Here is a 15,504-nt window from a genome sequence, read left to right as displayed (position 1 = left end):
ACAGTTTTCCCGCCTCGGTCCAATGGAGGGCGCAGATAACCCGCAACCGGGCGTTCCGTGGGCGCCAAACCGACGAGGAGGACGATATGTCCCAGATTTCCCTGACCTTCCCCGATGGAAATTCGCGCGACTATCCCGCCGGCATCACCGCCGCCGCAGTCGCCGAAAGCATCGCGCCCAGCCTGGCCAAGCGCGCGATCTCGGCCAGCCTGGACGGGCGGCACATCGACCTGCAATGGCCGATCGACGCGTCGGGCGCGATCAGCATCAACACGATGAAGGACGACGCCCCTGCGCTGGAGCTGATCCGGCACGACTTCGCCCATGTCATGGCCCGCGCCGTGCAGGAACTGTGGCCTGACGTGAAGGTTACGATCGGGCCCGTGCGCGATTTCGGCTGGTTCTACGACTTCGACCGCGCCGAGCCCTTCACCCCCGAGGATCTGGGCCGGGTCGAGGCCGCGATGAAGCAGATCATCGCGCTGCGCGAACCGGTCCGCACCGAGGTCTGGGACCGCGACCGCGCCGTTGCCTATTACAAGGACCGGGGCGAGCCCTTCAAGGTCGAGCTGATCGACCGCATTCCCGAAGGCGAGCCGCTGCGGATGTACTGGCACGGCGACTGGCAGGACCTGTGCCGCGGCCCGCATCTGCAGAACGTGGGCCAGTTGCCCGCCGACGCCTTCAAGCTGACCCATATCGCGGGCGCCTACTGGCTGGGCGACAGCACGCGCCCGATGCTGCAGCGCATCTATGGCGTGGCCTTCCGCAACCGCGACGAACTCAAGGCCCACCTGACCATGCTGGAGGAGGCCGCCAAGCGCGACCACCGCAAGCTGGGCCGCGAGATGGAACTGTTCCACATGCAGGAGGAAGCGCCGGGCCAAATCTTCTGGCATCCGAACGGCTGGAACATCTACACCACGCTGCAGGACTACATGCGCCGCAAGCAGCGCGCCGACGGCTATGTCGAGGTGAACACCCCGCAGGTCGTCAGCCGCAAGCTGTGGGAAGCGTCGGGCCACTGGGACAACTACCAGGAAAACATGTTCATCGTCGAAGTGGACGAGGAGCATGCCAAGACCAAGACCGTCAACGCGCTGAAGCCGATGAACTGCCCTTGCCATGTGCAGGTCTTCAACCACGGCCTGAAGTCCTATCGCGACCTGCCCCTGCGCATGGCCGAGTTCGGATCCTGCAACCGCTATGAACCCTCGGGCGCGCTGCACGGGATCATGCGCGTGCGCGGCTTCACGCAGGACGACGCGCATATCTTCTGCACCGAGGACCAGATCGAGTCCGAGACGAAGAAGTTCATCGAGTTCCTGGCCGGGATCTATGCCGACCTGGGCTTCACCGAATGGCGGATCAAGCTGTCCACGCGGCCCGAGAAGCGCATCGGGTCGGACGAAAGCTGGGACCGAGTCGAAGCCGCGCTTGGCAATGCCTGCAAGGCCGCCGGTTACGAATACGAACTGTTCCCTGGCGAAGGCGCCTTCTATGGGCCCAAGCTGGAATTCGTCCTGCGCGACGCCATCGGCCGCGACTGGCAGTGCGGCACGCTTCAGGTGGACCCGAACCTGCCGGAACGGCTGGACGCGGAATATGTCGGCCCCGACGGCGCCAAGCACCGCCCCATCATGCTGCACCGCGCGGTCCTGGGCAGTTTCGAGCGATTCATCGGCATCCTGATCGAGAACAGCTCGGGCAAGCTGCCCTTCTGGCTCGCGCCCCGGCAGGTGGTCGTCGCTTCGATTGTCTCGGACGCCGACGGATACGTGCACGAAGTGGTGGATAGCCTGCGCGCCGCGGGCATCCGGGCCGAGGCAGATACCCGGAACGAGAAGATCAACTACAAGGTCCGCGAACATTCGGTGGCAAAGGTGCCGGCGATTCTTGCCATCGGCATGAAAGAGGTAGAAGATCGCACGGTATCGCTTCGGCGTCTCGATCAACAAGGTTCGCGTCTGTTACCGCTAGCCGAAGCTGTTGCCACTCTGAAAGACGAAGCCACGCCACCCGACCTGCGTTGAAGTGCATCGGTTTTCGCTGGTTTCCGGCGCGCAGATCGCATTCTGCGCGCGTTTCCTGCTTGCCTTTTTTAACGATTCGTCCATCCTCTCAGATGCGTGAGCGAATGCCTTTCTACCGCCTCCCTTCATGGGCAGCCGGAAGTTCGAAAGCGGGCTGCACGGCCTGGCGCAATCCTGCGTCGGGATGACTTGAAGGAGAGAACGGTTATGGCGACCGGAACGGTTAAATGGTTCAACGCCACCAAGGGCTATGGCTTCATCGCCCCCGATGAAGGTGGCAAGGACGTGTTCGTCCATATCTCGGCCGTCGAACGCGCCGGGCTGACGGGCCTCAAGGACAACCAGAAGATCGCATACGAGTTGCAGTCGGGCCGCGACGGCCGCGCCTCGGCCAGCGATCTGAAGCTGCTCTGATCCAGCTTCCGAAAGGTTGCGGAACGGCCCGTTCGCGGGCCGTTTTTATTTGCGGGCCACATCCCGCCACGATCAAAAGGACCAGCCATGATCCCGCTGGACATCTTCGCCGATCCCGTTTGCCCCTGGTGCCTGATCGGCAAGGTCGAACTTGACCGCGCGCTGGAAAGCCGCCCGTCCCATCCGTTCCAGATCGCTTGGCATCCGTTCCGGCTGAACCCGCAGATGCCCGGGGGCGGCGTGGACCGAATCGCTCATCTGCACGCCAAGCTGGGCGACCGGGCCGAGGACGCATCCCGCACCGTGGCCCAAAGGGCAGCCGCGCTTGGCCTGGTGCTGAACCCCTCGCCCACCGAGCCGGACACGACCGACGCCCATCGGCTGATGCACTGGGCCGGGCTCGAGGGGGCGCAAACGCGTGTCATGTCCAGCCTGCTACGAGCCCATTGGCAAGAGGCCCGCGACATCGGCGATGCGTCCGAACTCGTGCGGATCGCGGACGGGGCGGGGATGGATGGGGAACTGGTGGCCCGCCTGCTGGCCAGCGACGCCGACCGGGCCGAGGTTGCGTCGCGCGAACAGCACGCCCGCGAACGTGGCATCAGCTCGGTCCCGACCTTTATCGTGTCGAACCGCCACGCGGTCAGCGGTGCGCAGCCTGCCAGCCTGTGGCAGCAGGTGATCGATGAACTGACCGGGGCAGCGCCAGCCTAACTTGCACATCGTGCAGTTTTCGATTATAGGGCAGAGCCTGACCGAAAGGCTCGCCCATGTCCATGACCGCCTCCGACACGGCTGCGCCGCAGCGTCGCTTGGCTCTGCCCGAATTCGTGGCGCTGCTGGCGTTCCTGTTCGCCACGGTCGCCTTTTCCATCGACGCCATGCTGCCCGCCCTGCCCGACATCGCGGCAGAGCTGACGCCCGACAATGTCAACAGGGCGCAGCTGATCCTGACGGCCTTCATGGCGGGAATGGGGCTGGGCACGCTGTTTGCCGGGCCGCTGTCGGATGCCATCGGCCGCAAGCCGGCGATCTTCCTGGGCACGGCGATCTATATCACCGCCACCATCGCCGCGATCTTTTCCCAATCGATCGAGTTCCTGCTGGCCGCCCGCTTCGTCCAGGGCATTGGCGCCTCCGGCCCGCGCATCGTCGGCCTGGCGCTGATCCGCGACCTGTATTCCGGGCGAGAGATGGCGCGCATCTCCAGCTTCGTGATGATGGTCTTCATCATGATCCCGGCGCTGGCACCCTCGATCGGCGCCGGCATCATCGCGTTTTCGGGATGGCACGGCGTGTTCGGTGCCTTCATTCTGTTCGCGTTGATCGGGGCCGGCTGGCTTGGCCTTCGCCAGGCCGAGACCCTGCCGCCCTCGGAACGGCGCCCGCTGCGCCTTGGCCCCCTGACCGCCGCCGCACGAGAGGTCCTGTCCGACCGTCAGGTGATGCTCTGCACCCTGGTGTTGACCCTGGGCTTCGGCCAGATGTTCGCGCTGCTGTCATCCGCCCAGCAACTGTTCGGAGAGGCTTACGGCAAGGGTGAGAACTTCCCGGCTTGGTTCGCGCTGATGGCGATCCTGTCAGGCGCGGGCACGCTGCTGAACGCGACCTTCGTGATGCGCTTCGGAATGCGGCGGATCGCGAAATGGGCCTATGTCATGCAGACCGTCGTCTCGGTCTGCATGCTGGCGCTGACGCTGACGGATGCCCTGCCCGCCGGGTTGCGCTTCCCGGCCTTCTTCTTCTGGGCTGTCAGCGTCTTCTTCATGGCCGGCGTGACCTTCGGCAACCTGAACGCGCTGGCGCTGCAACGCATGGGCCATATCGCTGGCATGGCCGCATCCATCATCGCGGCCCTGTCCACTATCGCGGCGACGCTGATTGCGGCGCCGGTCGGGCAGCTTTACAACGGCACCCCGATCCCCGCCATGACAGCGACGCTGATCTGCTCAGCCCTTGCATGGCTCCTAATGGGCCGGCTGCGCGACTGACAGGTCCGCCCCGCCCGACCGCCGGATCACGAAGCGCGCATTGGCAAGGTCGTTTTCCAGATGCGCGGCGATCTGGTCCGCGTCCTTGCCATAGCCCTGCCACCGCGCGGTCAGGCGGCGTTCCAGTTCCGCCTCGGGCACGTCCAGCCAGACCCTCAGATCGTATCGCAGCCGGCTCCAGGGCGCCTGATCCAGCAGCAGGTAATTGCCCTCGATCACCACGACCCGATGATCGGGGCTGACGACCCCCGCCCCGGCCACGGCCAGCTCACGGCTGCGGTCGAAGACGGGAAAGAACACATCGTCCCACGGCAGGGCCAGCCGCTGGACCAGCGCCGCAAAACCCTCGGCATCGAAGGTCTCGACCGCGCCTTTCCTGGCGCGCAGCCCGCGCGCTTCCAGCACGCAGTCGTCCAGGTGAAAGCCGTCCATCGGGACCAGCACCGCATCGTCCAGCCGCGCGACCAGAGCCTCTGCGAAGGTGGACTTCCCCGATCCAGGCGCGCCCGCCACCGCAACCAGAACCCGCGCCCCTTCCAGGGCGCGGATCCGGGACAGCAGCCGCTGCCCTTCTTCTTCATCGAAATATCCTGAAGGGAGTCCGAAGGACGGGGGGCAAGGCCCCCCTTCCGCGCCGCTCATGCCGCCAGAACCTCGGGCACCTTTGCGCCGGTCATATAGGCGACCGCATCCGACATGGTGTGCTCCTTGGGATTGATGACGCACAGCCGCCGCCCCAGGCGATGGATATGGATCCGGTCCGCAACCTCGAAGACATGGGGCATGTTGTGGCTGATCAGCACGATGGGAATGCCCCGCGACCGCACGTCCAGGATCAGATCCAGCACGCGGCGGCTTTCCTTGACGCCAAGGGCGGCGGTCGGCTCGTCCAGGATGATGACCCGGCTGCCAAAGGCCGCGGCGCGGGCCACGGCCACGCCCTGGCGCTGGCCGCCTGACAGCGTTTCGACCGGCTGGCTGATGTTCTGGATCGTCATCAGCCCCAGTTCCGACAGCTTCTGGCGGGAAAAGGCCTCCATCGCAGGCTTGTCCAGCATCCCGAACCACTTGCCCATGAAGCCCTGGCGCTGGATTTCGCGACCCATGAACATGTTGTCGGAGATGGACAGCGCAGGCGACAGGGCCAGGGTCTGGTAGACCGTCTCGATACCGGCCTTGCGGGCCTCCAGGGGGCTTGCAAAGGCGACGGGCTGGCCGTCCAGCCGTATTTCCCCCTCGTCAGGCTGGACGGCGCCCGAAAGCGCCTTGATCAGGCTGGACTTCCCCGCGCCGTTGTCGCCGATCACGGCCAGGATCTCGCCCGGGTACAGATCGAAGTCGGCGTGGTCCATGGCGGTCACGCGGCCATAGCGCTTGACCAGGTTGCGTGCATACAGAAGCGGCTCGGTCATGACGAAATCTTCCTGATCCATTGGTCGATTGCGACGGCGACGATGATCAGCCAGCCGGTCGCGAACAGCTGCCACAGCACGTCCACGCCCGCCAGCCGCAGCCCCGAGTTGAAGACGCCCACGATCAGCGCCCCGATCAGCGGCCCCAGGATGGACCCGCGTCCGCCGAACAACGAGATGCCCCCGATCACGACGGCCGTGATGGATTCCAGGTTCGCCTCGAAGAACGAGGTCGGGCTGACCGATCCAACCCGCCCGATCGAGGACCAGGCCGCCAGCGCGCAGATGACGCCCGCGACGACATAGACCGACATCAGCACGCGCTTGGTCTGGATGCCCGCCAGGGCCGCGGCCTCGGGATCGTCGCCCACGGCATAGACCCGGCGACCCCAGGCCGTCTGGTACAGCGCATACCAGAGCACGGCAAAGACGAGCAGCATCAGCACCACGCCATAGGTCAGCACCGCGCCGCCCAGGTTGAAGCGTTCGCCGAAGAGCTTGAGCAGCGGCGCCTCGGCATCCAGTGTCTGGCTGCGGATCGTCTCGCGGTTGGACAGGTAATAATTCAACGCAAGGAAGATATTCCATGTCCCCAGCGTCGTAATGAAGGGCGGCAGCTTCAGCCGGGTCACAAGCGCCCCGTTCAGCGCCCCGGTCCCCGCCCCCACGACCAGCCCGATCACAATGGCGATCGGCACCGGAATTCCGAAATCGACCGACAGCTTGCCCATGATGACGGACACCATCACCATGACCGCGCCGACCGACAGGTCGATGCCGGCCGTCAGGATCACCAGCGATTGCGCGGCGGCCAGGGTGCCGACGACGGCGACCTGCTGCAGGATCAGCGACAGGTTGAAGGCCGAGAAGAAGTTGGGCGAGATCAGCCCGAAGGCAATCACCGACAGCACCAGCACGATGACCGGAACCATTGTTGGAAAACGGTGCAGGAAATGCTGCACCCGGTCCAGCGCGCCGCGCGAGTGATGCTCGAAGCTGGCGACCGTTTCGGTCTTGTTGCGCTCGACCACGGGATCGGGGATGTCGGACATCGGGCCCTCCGGGTTCTCGAGAAAGGCGGCGGCCTCCATGCCGCCGCCCGGTGGTCAGGTCAGCCCCAGCACTGGGCGAGGCCATCCTCGACGCTGATCGAGGGCACGCCCTCGACCGCCTGGTCCGTGACCAGGTTCACGCCGGTATCGGTGAAGTCCAGCCCTTCGGTGGGCTGCGGCTTGGTGCCGTCCTTGGCGAAGGCGGCGATCGCCTCGATGCCCATCGACGCCATCTTCAGCGGATATTGCTGCGACGTGGCGCCGATCACGCCTGCCTTGACGTTCTCCACGCCGGGGCAGCCGCCATCGATGGACACGATCGTCGCATTGCCTTCCATGCCAAAGGATTTCAGCGCCTCATAGGCGCCTGCGGCGGCGGGTTCGTTGATGGTGTAGACCAGGTTGATTGCCGGGTCCTTCTGCATCAGCGCCTCCATCGCCTGACGGCCGCCCTCCTCATTGCCCGAGGTGACGTCATGGCCGACGATGCGCGCGTCCTCCTCGTCCCCGATCAGGTTTTCGTCCTTCACATCGATGCCGAAGCCTTCCAGGAAGCCCTGGTTGCGCAGCACATCGACCGAAGGGGCACTGGCGGCCAGATCCAGCATGGCGATCTTGGCTTCCTTCGCGCCGTCGCCCATCTTTCCGGCGGCCCAGGCCCCGATCAGGCGGCCCGCCTCGCGGTTGTCGGTGGCAAAGGTGGCGTCGGCCGCGTCGATCGGGTCAAGCGGCGTGTCCAGCGCGATGACCAGGATGCCCGCGTCGCGCGCCTGCTTGACAGATTCGGTGATCGCCTTGGTGTCGGACGCGGTGATCAGGACGCCCTTCACGCCCGCCGCGATGCAGCTTTCCATCGCCTGCTGCTGCGTCTCGTGGTCGCCGTCGATCTTGCCCGCAAAGGTCATCAGCTCCATGCCGAGTTCCTCGGCCTTGGCGGTTGCGCCTTCCTTCATCTTCACGAAGAACGGATTGATGTCGGTCTTGGTGATAAGGCAGGCCTTGACCGGATCCTGCGCGCTGGCGACCCCCACCGACAGGGCCACGACGGACGCAGCCAGGGACAGGCTTGCCAAAGATTTGGTCATCATTCTTGAAACTCCTCCGAACAGCGGCGCCTCCTCCGCTTTCCTGTTTCAGAAAGCACGAAGCATTTCCTCTTGTCAATAAATCAATTCCGTTGACTAATACCGCCTGGAAAGGATCACGCCCATGTCGATCGATGTGATGCACCGGCCTGACCTCAGCCGGAACGAGCGGCAGATCCTGTCGCTGATCCGCAGACGCGGACCGATGCCTCGTGCAGCGCTGGCGCAAGCGACGGGGCTCTCGCCCCAGGCCATCACGAATCTGACCAGGAAACTGATTGACCACGGTTTTCTGGACGCCGGCGCAGTGGTGCGCGGCAAGGTCGGCCAGCCGTCCACGCCCTTGTCCCTTGCGCCCGGGGGTGCGCTGTTCCTTGGCCTGAAGCTGGGGCGCAGGCTGGTCGAGCTGGCACTGGTGGATTTCGTCGGCCAGGTAAAAATCCATCGGCAAGAGATATACAGCCATCCGACCCCCGACCGGGTGCTGAGCTTTGCGAAGAACGGCATCGCCACAATCCTTGGCTCGATTCCGCAGCCGGCCCGAATCGCGGGGCTCGGCATTGCCACACCCTTCCGCCTGTGGGACTGGGGGGCCGAGATGACGGGCTGGCACGACTTTGACCTGGCGGCCCGGCTGGCCGAGGACCTGCCCTTTCCGGTCTTCCTGGAAAACGACGCCAGCACCGCCTGCGCGGCCGAACTGATCTTCGGACGGTCGGTCCTGCCGCGGGACTTCGTGCATCTTTATATCGCGCATTTCGCGGGCGGGGGGGTGGTGCTGGACGGCCGCCTGCGCGTGGGGCCGCGCCGCAATGCCGGGGCGCTTGGCTCCATGCCGGTCCCGGGCGGGCACCAGCTTCTGGACATCGCCTCTGTCTCAACCCTGGAGGACCGGCTGGGCCGGTCGCTGCCGCCAGACGATTCCGGCTGGCAGGTTCCGCCAGACATCGAGGAGCAATGGGTCGCGGAGTCGGCCGAGGCTCTGGCCTTTGTCGTCCTGTCCGCCGTGGCGCTGCTGGACATCCCGGTGGCGGTCATAGACGGCGCCATCCCGCAGCCCACGCGCCGCGCGCTGGCCGACGCCACGCGCAAGGCCCTGGCGCATCTGCCCGCCGCGGGCATCGACCGCCCCCAGGTCATCGAGGGCAGCCTGGCCCGCAGCGCCCGCATCCTGGGTGCCGCCGCCCTGCCGCTCGCGCATTTCTTCGAGCCAGGCGGCGCGCTGACTTGACAGCGCCGCGCCTGCCCTTATAAGCGCGCACTTCATTGGTGTTGGCGGACCCCGCAAGGGGAAGCCTGTCGGGCCCAGGACCGCAAGTCCCTGGCCAAAGGACAACGCCCTTCGATAACGCAAGAAGGAGATCAGCCGTGACCAAACGCACGTCTGCCAAGTACAAGATCGACCGCCGCATGGGCGAGAACATCTGGGGGCGCGCCAAGTCCCCGGTGAACAAGCGTGAATACGGCCCCGGCCAGCACGGCCAGCGCCGCAAGAACAAGCTGTCCGACTTCGGTACCCAGCTGCGCGCCAAGCAGAAGCTCAAGGGCTATTACGGCGACCTGACCGAAAAGCAGTTCCGCCGCATCTATGCCGAGGCCGAGCGCGTCAAGGGCGACACCGGCGAGAACCTGATCGGCCTGCTGGAGCGCCGCCTGGACGCCGTCGTGTATCGCGCCAAGTTCGTTGCGACCATCTGGGCCGCGCGCCAGTTCGTGAACCACGGCCACATCGAGGTGAACGGCCAGCGCGTCAACATCGCCTCCTACCGCGTCAAGGAAGGCGACGTGATCGCCATCCGCGAGCGTTCGCGCCAGCTGGCCATCGTGCTGGAAGCCGTCGGCCTGACCGAGCGTGACGTTCCTGACTACCTGGAAGTCGACCACAACAAGATGACCGCGACCTTCGTGCGCACCCCGGCCCTGGGCGACGTGCCCTATGCCGTGGTGATGGAGCCGAACCTGGTCGTCGAATACTACGCCAAGAACTGATCCGTCCGTTCCTGCAAGGCACTGGAAGCCTGGCCGAGAAACCCTCGGCCAGGCTTTCTCTTATTCCGCCCTCGTGACCTTGACCGTCTGCGTCTGCAATTCGGTCGCCGTGACCGTGGTCAGGAAGGCCACGTCCACCGCGTCGCGGCCAACCGCGATCAGCGCCATCTCGTCAGCCTCGGCCATGCCCGTCGGGTCGATCAGGTGCCACGTGCCGTCCAGATGGACCTCGGCCACCGCATGGAAGTCGGGCGGCTCGACCGAAGGCGCGAAGACGCTGGCGATGCGCGCGGGGATCTGCGCGGCGCGGCACAGCGCGATCATCAGGTGGGCGTAGTCGCGGCAAACCCCGCGTCGTTCCAGGAAGGTATCGGCCGCAGTGGTGGAGGCGTTGCTGACACCCGAGACATAGTCCAGCCGCTGTTCGATCCATTCGCGGATCGCCAGCACCTTCGCACCCCCCGCCTTGTCGCCGAAACGCTGCTGGACAAAGGGCACGAAGCGCTCCGCCTGGCAGTATCGCGACGGCAACAGATAGCGCAGCGCGTCGCCCGACATCTGATCGACCTCCAGCGCGGCCATCCGCTCGAAGACCGGGCGCGGGCGCGTCACCACCACGTCGGATGAATAGCGACAATGCAGGTCCTCGGCTGCGCGGATGATGATCTTTTCGCCGATGCCTTCCTCGCCCGGAACGCGGGCCTGATGTTCGACGGGGCCGAAATCGATCTCGGCGTTGCTGATCTCCTGCCCGAAGGCGCCTGCGGCCTCGACCGCAAGGATCGCCGGCCCCGGCGTGAGAAGCCTGTAGTGAAGCTCGACTTCGATCCTGATCCGCATCCCTGCCGTCCCTGGTTGCCACGGCACCAAACGACCGGCGGCAGGATGCGGATCCGCGGCGCGCGCAACTTCCTATTTACGGCGCATCGCTTCGGCAAGGGCTGCCCCGAAACCGCCCTGCTCGCCTGTTTTCGGGGCAGTGCTGGCTGATCGGGGGCCTGACTTGGCCTGCGCCTTCTGCGCGGGCTTAGCGGCCTCGGCGTCAGAGCGCATGGTCAGCCCGATCCGCTTGCGGGCCACGTCCACCTCGGTCACGCGGACGCGGACCACGTCGCCGACCTTCACCACCTCGTTCGGATCCTTGACGAAGCGGTTGGCCAGCTGGCTGACATGGACAAGCCCGTCCTGATGAACGCCGATATCCACAAAGGCGCCAAAGGCCGCGACATTGGTGACGGTGCCTTCCAGCACCATGCCGGGCTTCAGGTCGGTGATCTCCTCGACCCCTTCGGCAAAGCTTGCGGTGACAAAGCTGGGACGCGGGTCGCGGCCGGGCTTTTCCAGTTCCGACAGGATGTCGCGGATGGTGGGCAGGCCGAAATGCTCGTCCACGAACTGTTCGGCCCGGATGCCTTTCAGCGCCGCCCCGTCGCCCAGGATCGCACGAATGTCGCGCCCGCAGGCGGCCACGATCTTGCGGGCGACGCCGTAGGCCTCGGGGTGGACGGCCGAGGCGTCCAGCGGCTCCTTGCCGTCGCGGATGCGCAGGAAGCCCGCGCATTGCTCGAAGGCGCGCGGCCCAAGGCCGGCCACCTTCTTCAACGCCGCACGCGACGGGAAGGCGCCGTTCTCGTCGCGCCAGGCCACGATGTTCTGCGCCAGCGACGGGCCGAGGCCGGCGACATGGGCCAGCAGCGGGGCCGATGCCGTGTTCAGGTCCACGCCGACCGCGTTCACGGCATCCTCGACCACGGCTTCCAGCGTTTTCGCCAGTTGTCGCTGGTCAACGTCGTGCTGGTACTGGCCGACGCCGATGGATTCGGGCGGCACCTTGACCAGTTCCGCCAGCGGATCCTGCAAGCGCCGCGCGATGGAGACCGCGCCGCGCAGGGAAACGTCAAGCTGCGGAAACTCTCTGGCCGCCAGTTCCGAGGCCGAATAGACCGAGGCCCCCGCCTCGCTGACAACGACCTTGGTCGGCACCTTCATGCCCGTGGGCAGGCGCTTCAGCGCGTCGCTGACCAGGCGTTCGGTTTCGCGGCTGGCGGTGCCGTTGCCGATGGCGATCAGGTCCACGCCATGCCGGGCGATCAGCGCCAGCAGGGTCGCCTCGGCCCCGCGCAGGTCGTTCTTGGGCTGGAAAGGATAGATGGTCGCGGTGTCCAGCAGCTTGCCCGTCGCGTCCACCACCGCGATCTTGCAGCCGGTGCGGATGCCGGGATCGATGCCCAGCGTCACCCGTGCCCCGGCAGGCGCGGCCAGCAGCAGGTCGCGCAGGTTGCGGCCAAAGACGCGGATCGCCTCGTCATGAGCGCGCTTCCGCAATTCGGTCAGCAGGTCGATATACATCGTGTTCGACAGCCGCACGCGCCAGGTCCAGCCCGCGACCTGCCGCAACCACTGATCGCCGGAGCCGCTGCCCAGGGTGCCGATGGCCCGGACCACGATCCCCTCGGCCCGCTGCGCGCCGGTTTCCGGGTCGGGCGAGATGTCGATGGTCACGATCTCCTCCTTCGCGGCGCGCAGGATCGCCAGCGCGCGATGCCCGGGGATCGCGGACCACTTCTCGCGATGGTCGAAGTAGTCGCTGAACTTGGCGCCCGCGGCTTCCTTGCCCGCGATCAGCCTGGCCGCGATGAAGGCCTCGGTGCGCATGAAGTCGCGCAGGGCGCCCAGCAATGCGGCGTTTTCCGACAGTTCCTCGACCAGGATGTCACGTGCGCCGTCCAGGGCGGCCTTCACGTCCGGCACGGCGCCCGTGACATAGCCCGCTGCCAGCACCGCCGGATCGGTCCCGCGATCCGCCTGGATCGCGCGCAGCAGCGGCTCCAGCCCGTTCTCGCGGGCGATCATCGCCTTGGTGCGGCGCTTGGGCTTGAAGGGCAGATAGATGTCCTCGAGCGTGGCCTTTGTCTCGGCCCCGGCGATGGCACGGGCCAGGTCGTCGGTCAGCTTGCCCTGGTCCTTGATCGAGTTCAGGATCGCCGCCCGCCGCGCCTCCATGTCGCGCAGATAGGCGAGCCGGTCGGCCAGGTTCCGCAGTTGCGTGTCGTTCAGCCCGCCCGTCGCCTCTTTTCGATAGCGGGCGACAAAGGGGACGGTCGCGCCGCCGTCCAGAAGTTCCGCCGCCGCCGTCACCTGGGCGGGCGAGGCGCTGATTTCGGCGGCGATGATGCGGGCGATGCGGGCGGCTGTGTCCATGGGATCCTCCGAAAACGGAAGGCGGTTCTAGCCCGCCACGGCGCGCAGGCCAAGGCTGTCATGCACGCGCGGCATGTTGAAACTGCGCCGGCCGATGCACAGTTGCACACAACGCAACAACAGAAAGGACCGCATATGCCCACCCTTTTCGATCCGCTCCAGGTCGGGCCGCTGACCCTTCGCAACCGCATCGTCATGGCGCCTCTGACCCGCGCCCGCGCCGGTGCCGAACGGGTGCCCAACGCCATGATGGCCGAATACTACGCGCAGCGGTCGGGGGCCGGGCTGATCCTGTCGGAAGCCACCAGCGTGACGCCGATGGGCGTGGGTTACGCCGACACGCCGGGCATCTGGAACGACGAACAGGTCGAAGGCTGGAAGCTGGTGACCAAGGCCGTCCATGACGCGGGCGGGCTGATCTTCATGCAGTTGTGGCATGTGGGCCGGATCTCGGACCCGATCTTCCTTGACGGCCAGCAGCCCGTCGCGCCAAGCGCCGTGAAGCCCGCGGGCCATGTCAGCCTGGTGCGCCCCAAGAAGGACTACGAGACGCCCCGCGCGCTTGAGACCGATGAAATCCCGGGCATCGTCGAGGCCTATCGCAAGGGGGCCGAGAACGCCAAGCGCGCCGGCTTCGACGGGATCGAGATCCATGCGGCCAACGGCTATCTGATCGACGAATTCCTACAGGACAGCACCAACCGCCGCACCGACGAATATGGCGGCCCGATCGAGAACCGCGCCCGCTTCCTGAACCAGATCGCGGATGCCGTGATCGGCGTCTGGGGCGCGGACCGCGTGGGCCTGCACCTGTCCCCGCGCGGCGACAACCACGACATGGGCGACAGCGACCCCAAGGCGCTGTTCACGCATGTCGCGCGCGAGATGAAGCAGCGCGGCTTGGCCTTCATCTGCCTGCGCGAATACCTGGGCCCCGACAGCCTGATGGACGACATCAAGGCCGCCTTCGGGGGCGTGGTGATCGCCAACGAAAAGCTGACCCGCGACAGTGCCCGTGACATGGTGCAGTCGGGCCGCGCGGATGCGGTGGCCTTCGGCAAGGATTTCATCGCCACGCCCGACCTGCCCCGCCGCTTTGCCGAGGACCTGTCGCTGAACCAGCAGGACCCCTCGACCTTCTACGGCAGCGGGCCGAAAGGCTACGTGGACTATCCCATCGCCGAGGAAGTCTGATCATGAAAAAGGCGGGCCGTTTTCTGGCCCGCCTTTCCTTAAGCGATGGACCGGTTCACTTGGCCCGCGCGGCCGCGCTTTCGGGCAGTTCCTCGTCGAACAGGCGCTGATAGAATTCGGCCACCGTCTGGCGCTCCAGCTCGTCGCATTTGTTCAGGAAGGTCAGCCGGAAGGCATAGCCGATGTTGTTGCCGAAGATGCGCGCGTTCTGCGCCCAGGCGATCACCGTGCGCGGCGACATGACGGTGGAAAGATCCCCCTGCATGAAGGCAGTGCGCGTCAGGTCCGCCAGCGTCACCATCTGGCCGATGATCTTGCGGCCCTTCTCGGTGTTGTAGGTCGGGTTCTTGGCCAGCACGATCGCGGCCTCGGCGTCGTGGGACAGGTAGTTCAGCGTGGACACCAGCGACCAGCGGTCCATCTGGCCCTGGTTGATCTGCTGGGTGCCGTGGTACAGGCCCGTCGTGTCGCCCAGGCCCACGGTATTGGCCGTGGCGAACAGGCGGAAATAGGGATTCGGGGTGATGACCTCGTTCTGGTCCAGCAGCGTCAGCTTGCCGTCGGTTTCCAGCACGCGCTGGATCACGAACATCACGTCCGCGCGGCCCGCATCATATTCGTCAAAGACGATGGCGGTGGGGTTGCGCAGCGCCCAGGGCAGGATGCCTTCGTGGAAGACCGTGACCTGCTTGCCATCGACCAGCTTGATCGCGTCCTTGCCGATCAGGTCGATGCGGCTGACATGGCTGTCCAGGTTCACGCGCACGCAGGGCCAGTTGAGCCGCGCCGCCACCTGTTCGATATGCGTCGATTTTCCGGTGCCGTGATAGCCCTGGATCATCACCCGGCGGTTATAGGCGAAGCCCGCCAGGATCGCCATGGTGGTGTCGGGATCGAACTTGTAGGTGCTGTCGATTTCCGGCACGCGGTCAGAGCGCTCGGCAAAGCCCTTGACCTTCATGTCGCTGTCCAGACCGAACACCTCGCGCAGGTCGATCTCCTCAGTCGGTTTGGCGTTCATGTCCATCATTGTCGGCACCTTTCCTCGCATCGTCAGCCTTGATCGCGCATAAGTCTGCCGCGTGCAAGCCGGGGCTGCGTTGACGGGCCACAAGGGGCTGCTAAGTTGTCCC

14 protein-coding genes are annotated in these 15,504 nt (G+C 65.9%); 7 read left to right on the top strand and 7 right to left on the bottom strand.

The annotated features are described in order from the left end of the window. Positions 1-86 precede the first annotated feature (86 nt). The 4 genes from thrS to OU682_RS16510 all read left to right on the top strand — a co-directional run bounded on the left by thrS (position 87) and on the right by OU682_RS16510 (position 4,438). Positions 87-2,033 (top strand): threonine--tRNA ligase, encoded by a 1,947-nt coding sequence (gene thrS / locus OU682_RS16525; RefSeq protein ID WP_268943289.1) that lies wholly within the window; start codon positions 87-89, stop codon positions 2,031-2,033. A gap of 207 nt (positions 2,034-2,240) precedes the next feature. Further along, positions 2,241-2,447 (top strand): cold-shock protein, encoded by a 207-nt coding sequence (locus OU682_RS16520; RefSeq protein WP_216033212.1) that lies wholly within the window; start codon positions 2,241-2,243, stop codon positions 2,445-2,447. 87 nt (positions 2,448-2,534) lie between these two features. Continuing rightward, on the top strand, positions 2,535-3,161 hold the full coding sequence (locus OU682_RS16515; protein ID WP_268943288.1) for a DsbA family oxidoreductase: 627 nt from the start codon (positions 2,535-2,537) through the stop codon (positions 3,159-3,161). A 62-nt stretch (positions 3,162-3,223) separates the two neighbouring features. Then, positions 3,224-4,438 (top strand): multidrug effflux MFS transporter, encoded by a 1,215-nt coding sequence (locus OU682_RS16510; protein ID WP_268943304.1) that lies wholly within the window; start codon positions 3,224-3,226, stop codon positions 4,436-4,438. Here the strand turns inward: OU682_RS16510 and OU682_RS16505 are convergent. Genes OU682_RS16505 through OU682_RS16490 form a run of 4 tightly spaced genes read right to left on the bottom strand, consistent with a single transcriptional unit; the run spans position 4,415 to position 7,987 of the window. Beyond that, the gene (locus OU682_RS16505; RefSeq protein ID WP_268943287.1) at positions 4,415-5,080 is read right to left on the bottom strand and encodes an AAA family ATPase; all 666 of its coding nucleotides are present in this window, start codon (positions 5,078-5,080) and stop codon (positions 4,415-4,417) included. The two genes, OU682_RS16510 and OU682_RS16505, sit on opposite strands and share 24 nt — an antisense overlap. Further along, positions 5,077-5,850 carry an ATP-binding cassette domain-containing protein gene (locus OU682_RS16500; protein ID WP_268943286.1) on the bottom strand — a complete coding sequence of 258 codons (774 nt, stop codon included), beginning with the start codon at positions 5,848-5,850 and terminating at the stop codon, positions 5,077-5,079. The genes OU682_RS16505 and OU682_RS16500 overlap by 4 nt, the downstream gene beginning before the upstream one ends. After that, positions 5,847-6,902 (bottom strand): ABC transporter permease, encoded by a 1,056-nt coding sequence (locus OU682_RS16495; protein WP_268943285.1) that lies wholly within the window; start codon positions 6,900-6,902, stop codon positions 5,847-5,849. Before OU682_RS16495 ends, OU682_RS16500 begins: the two co-directional genes overlap by 4 nt. Positions 6,903-6,961: 59 nt before the next feature. Continuing rightward, on the bottom strand, positions 6,962-7,987 hold the full coding sequence (locus OU682_RS16490) for a sugar ABC transporter substrate-binding protein (RefSeq protein WP_268943303.1): 1,026 nt from the start codon (positions 7,985-7,987) through the stop codon (positions 6,962-6,964). Between the two features lie 124 nt (positions 7,988-8,111). Here OU682_RS16490 and OU682_RS16485 point away from each other — a divergent pair, with 124 nt between their 5' ends. After that, positions 8,112-9,218 (top strand): ROK family transcriptional regulator, encoded by a 1,107-nt coding sequence (locus OU682_RS16485; protein WP_268943284.1) that lies wholly within the window; start codon positions 8,112-8,114, stop codon positions 9,216-9,218. A 137-nt stretch (positions 9,219-9,355) separates the two neighbouring features. Next, complete coding sequence (gene rpsD, locus OU682_RS16480; RefSeq protein ID WP_268943283.1) at positions 9,356-9,976, top strand: 30S ribosomal protein S4; 621 nt, start codon at positions 9,356-9,358, stop codon at positions 9,974-9,976. Positions 9,977-10,036: 60 nt separating this feature from the next. On the opposite strand, the gene OU682_RS16475 is transcribed toward rpsD, so the two are convergent. Beyond that, positions 10,037-10,816: a transglutaminase-like domain-containing protein gene (locus OU682_RS16475; RefSeq protein WP_268943282.1), complete on the bottom strand. Its 780-nt coding sequence runs from the start codon at positions 10,814-10,816 to the stop codon at positions 10,037-10,039. Between the two features lie 72 nt (positions 10,817-10,888). Next, positions 10,889-13,177 carry a Tex family protein gene (locus OU682_RS16470; protein WP_268943281.1) on the bottom strand — a complete coding sequence of 763 codons (2,289 nt, stop codon included), beginning with the start codon at positions 13,175-13,177 and terminating at the stop codon, positions 10,889-10,891. A gap of 135 nt (positions 13,178-13,312) precedes the next feature. Between OU682_RS16470 and OU682_RS16465 the strand changes: the two genes are divergently transcribed. Continuing rightward, entirely contained in the window at positions 13,313-14,371 is a 1,059-nt protein-coding gene (locus OU682_RS16465; protein WP_268943280.1) for an alkene reductase, read from the top strand. A 55-nt stretch (positions 14,372-14,426) separates the two neighbouring features. On the opposite strand, the gene cobS is transcribed toward OU682_RS16465, so the two are convergent. Continuing rightward, entirely contained in the window at positions 14,427-15,401 is a 975-nt protein-coding gene (cobS, locus tag OU682_RS16460) for a cobaltochelatase subunit CobS (protein ID WP_268943279.1), read from the bottom strand. Between the last annotated feature and the right edge of the window lie 103 nt (positions 15,402-15,504).

Origin of the sequence: Paracoccus benzoatiresistens (assembly GCF_026913015.1) — a bacterium.
Lineage (GTDB): Bacteria > Pseudomonadota > Alphaproteobacteria > Rhodobacterales > Rhodobacteraceae > Paracoccus > Paracoccus benzoatiresistens.
The sequence above is the reverse complement of the archived record's forward strand: the minus strand, read 5'-3'. Positions and strand labels throughout refer to the sequence as shown.

Bases quoted from the DNA above. Each gene is read 5' to 3' on its own strand.
- thrS (WP_268943289.1), top strand. From the start codon at position 87: ATGTCCCAGATTTCCCTGACCTTCCCCGATGGAAATTCGCGCGACTAT.
- OU682_RS16520 (WP_216033212.1), top strand. From the start codon at position 2,241: ATGGCGACCGGAACGGTTAAATGGTTCAACGCCACCAAGGGCTATGGC.
- OU682_RS16515 (WP_268943288.1), top strand. From the start codon at position 2,535: ATGATCCCGCTGGACATCTTCGCCGATCCCGTTTGCCCCTGGTGCCTG.
- OU682_RS16510 (WP_268943304.1), top strand. From the start codon at position 3,224: ATGACCGCCTCCGACACGGCTGCGCCGCAGCGTCGCTTGGCTCTGCCC.
- OU682_RS16505 (WP_268943287.1), bottom strand. From the start codon at position 5,080: ATGAGCGGCGCGGAAGGGGGGCCTTGCCCCCCGTCCTTCGGACTCCCT.
- OU682_RS16500 (WP_268943286.1), bottom strand. From the start codon at position 5,850: ATGACCGAGCCGCTTCTGTATGCACGCAACCTGGTCAAGCGCTATGGC.
- OU682_RS16495 (WP_268943285.1), bottom strand. From the start codon at position 6,902: ATGTCCGACATCCCCGATCCCGTGGTCGAGCGCAACAAGACCGAAACG.
- OU682_RS16490 (WP_268943303.1), bottom strand. From the start codon at position 7,987: ATGACCAAATCTTTGGCAAGCCTGTCCCTGGCTGCGTCCGTCGTGGCC.
- OU682_RS16485 (WP_268943284.1), top strand. From the start codon at position 8,112: ATGTCGATCGATGTGATGCACCGGCCTGACCTCAGCCGGAACGAGCGG.
- OU682_RS16475 (WP_268943282.1), bottom strand. From the start codon at position 10,816: ATGCGGATCAGGATCGAAGTCGAGCTTCACTACAGGCTTCTCACGCCG.
- OU682_RS16470 (WP_268943281.1), bottom strand. From the start codon at position 13,177: ATGGACACAGCCGCCCGCATCGCCCGCATCATCGCCGCCGAAATCAGC.
- OU682_RS16465 (WP_268943280.1), top strand. From the start codon at position 13,313: ATGCCCACCCTTTTCGATCCGCTCCAGGTCGGGCCGCTGACCCTTCGC.
- cobS (WP_268943279.1), bottom strand. From the start codon at position 15,401: ATGATGGACATGAACGCCAAACCGACTGAGGAGATCGACCTGCGCGAG.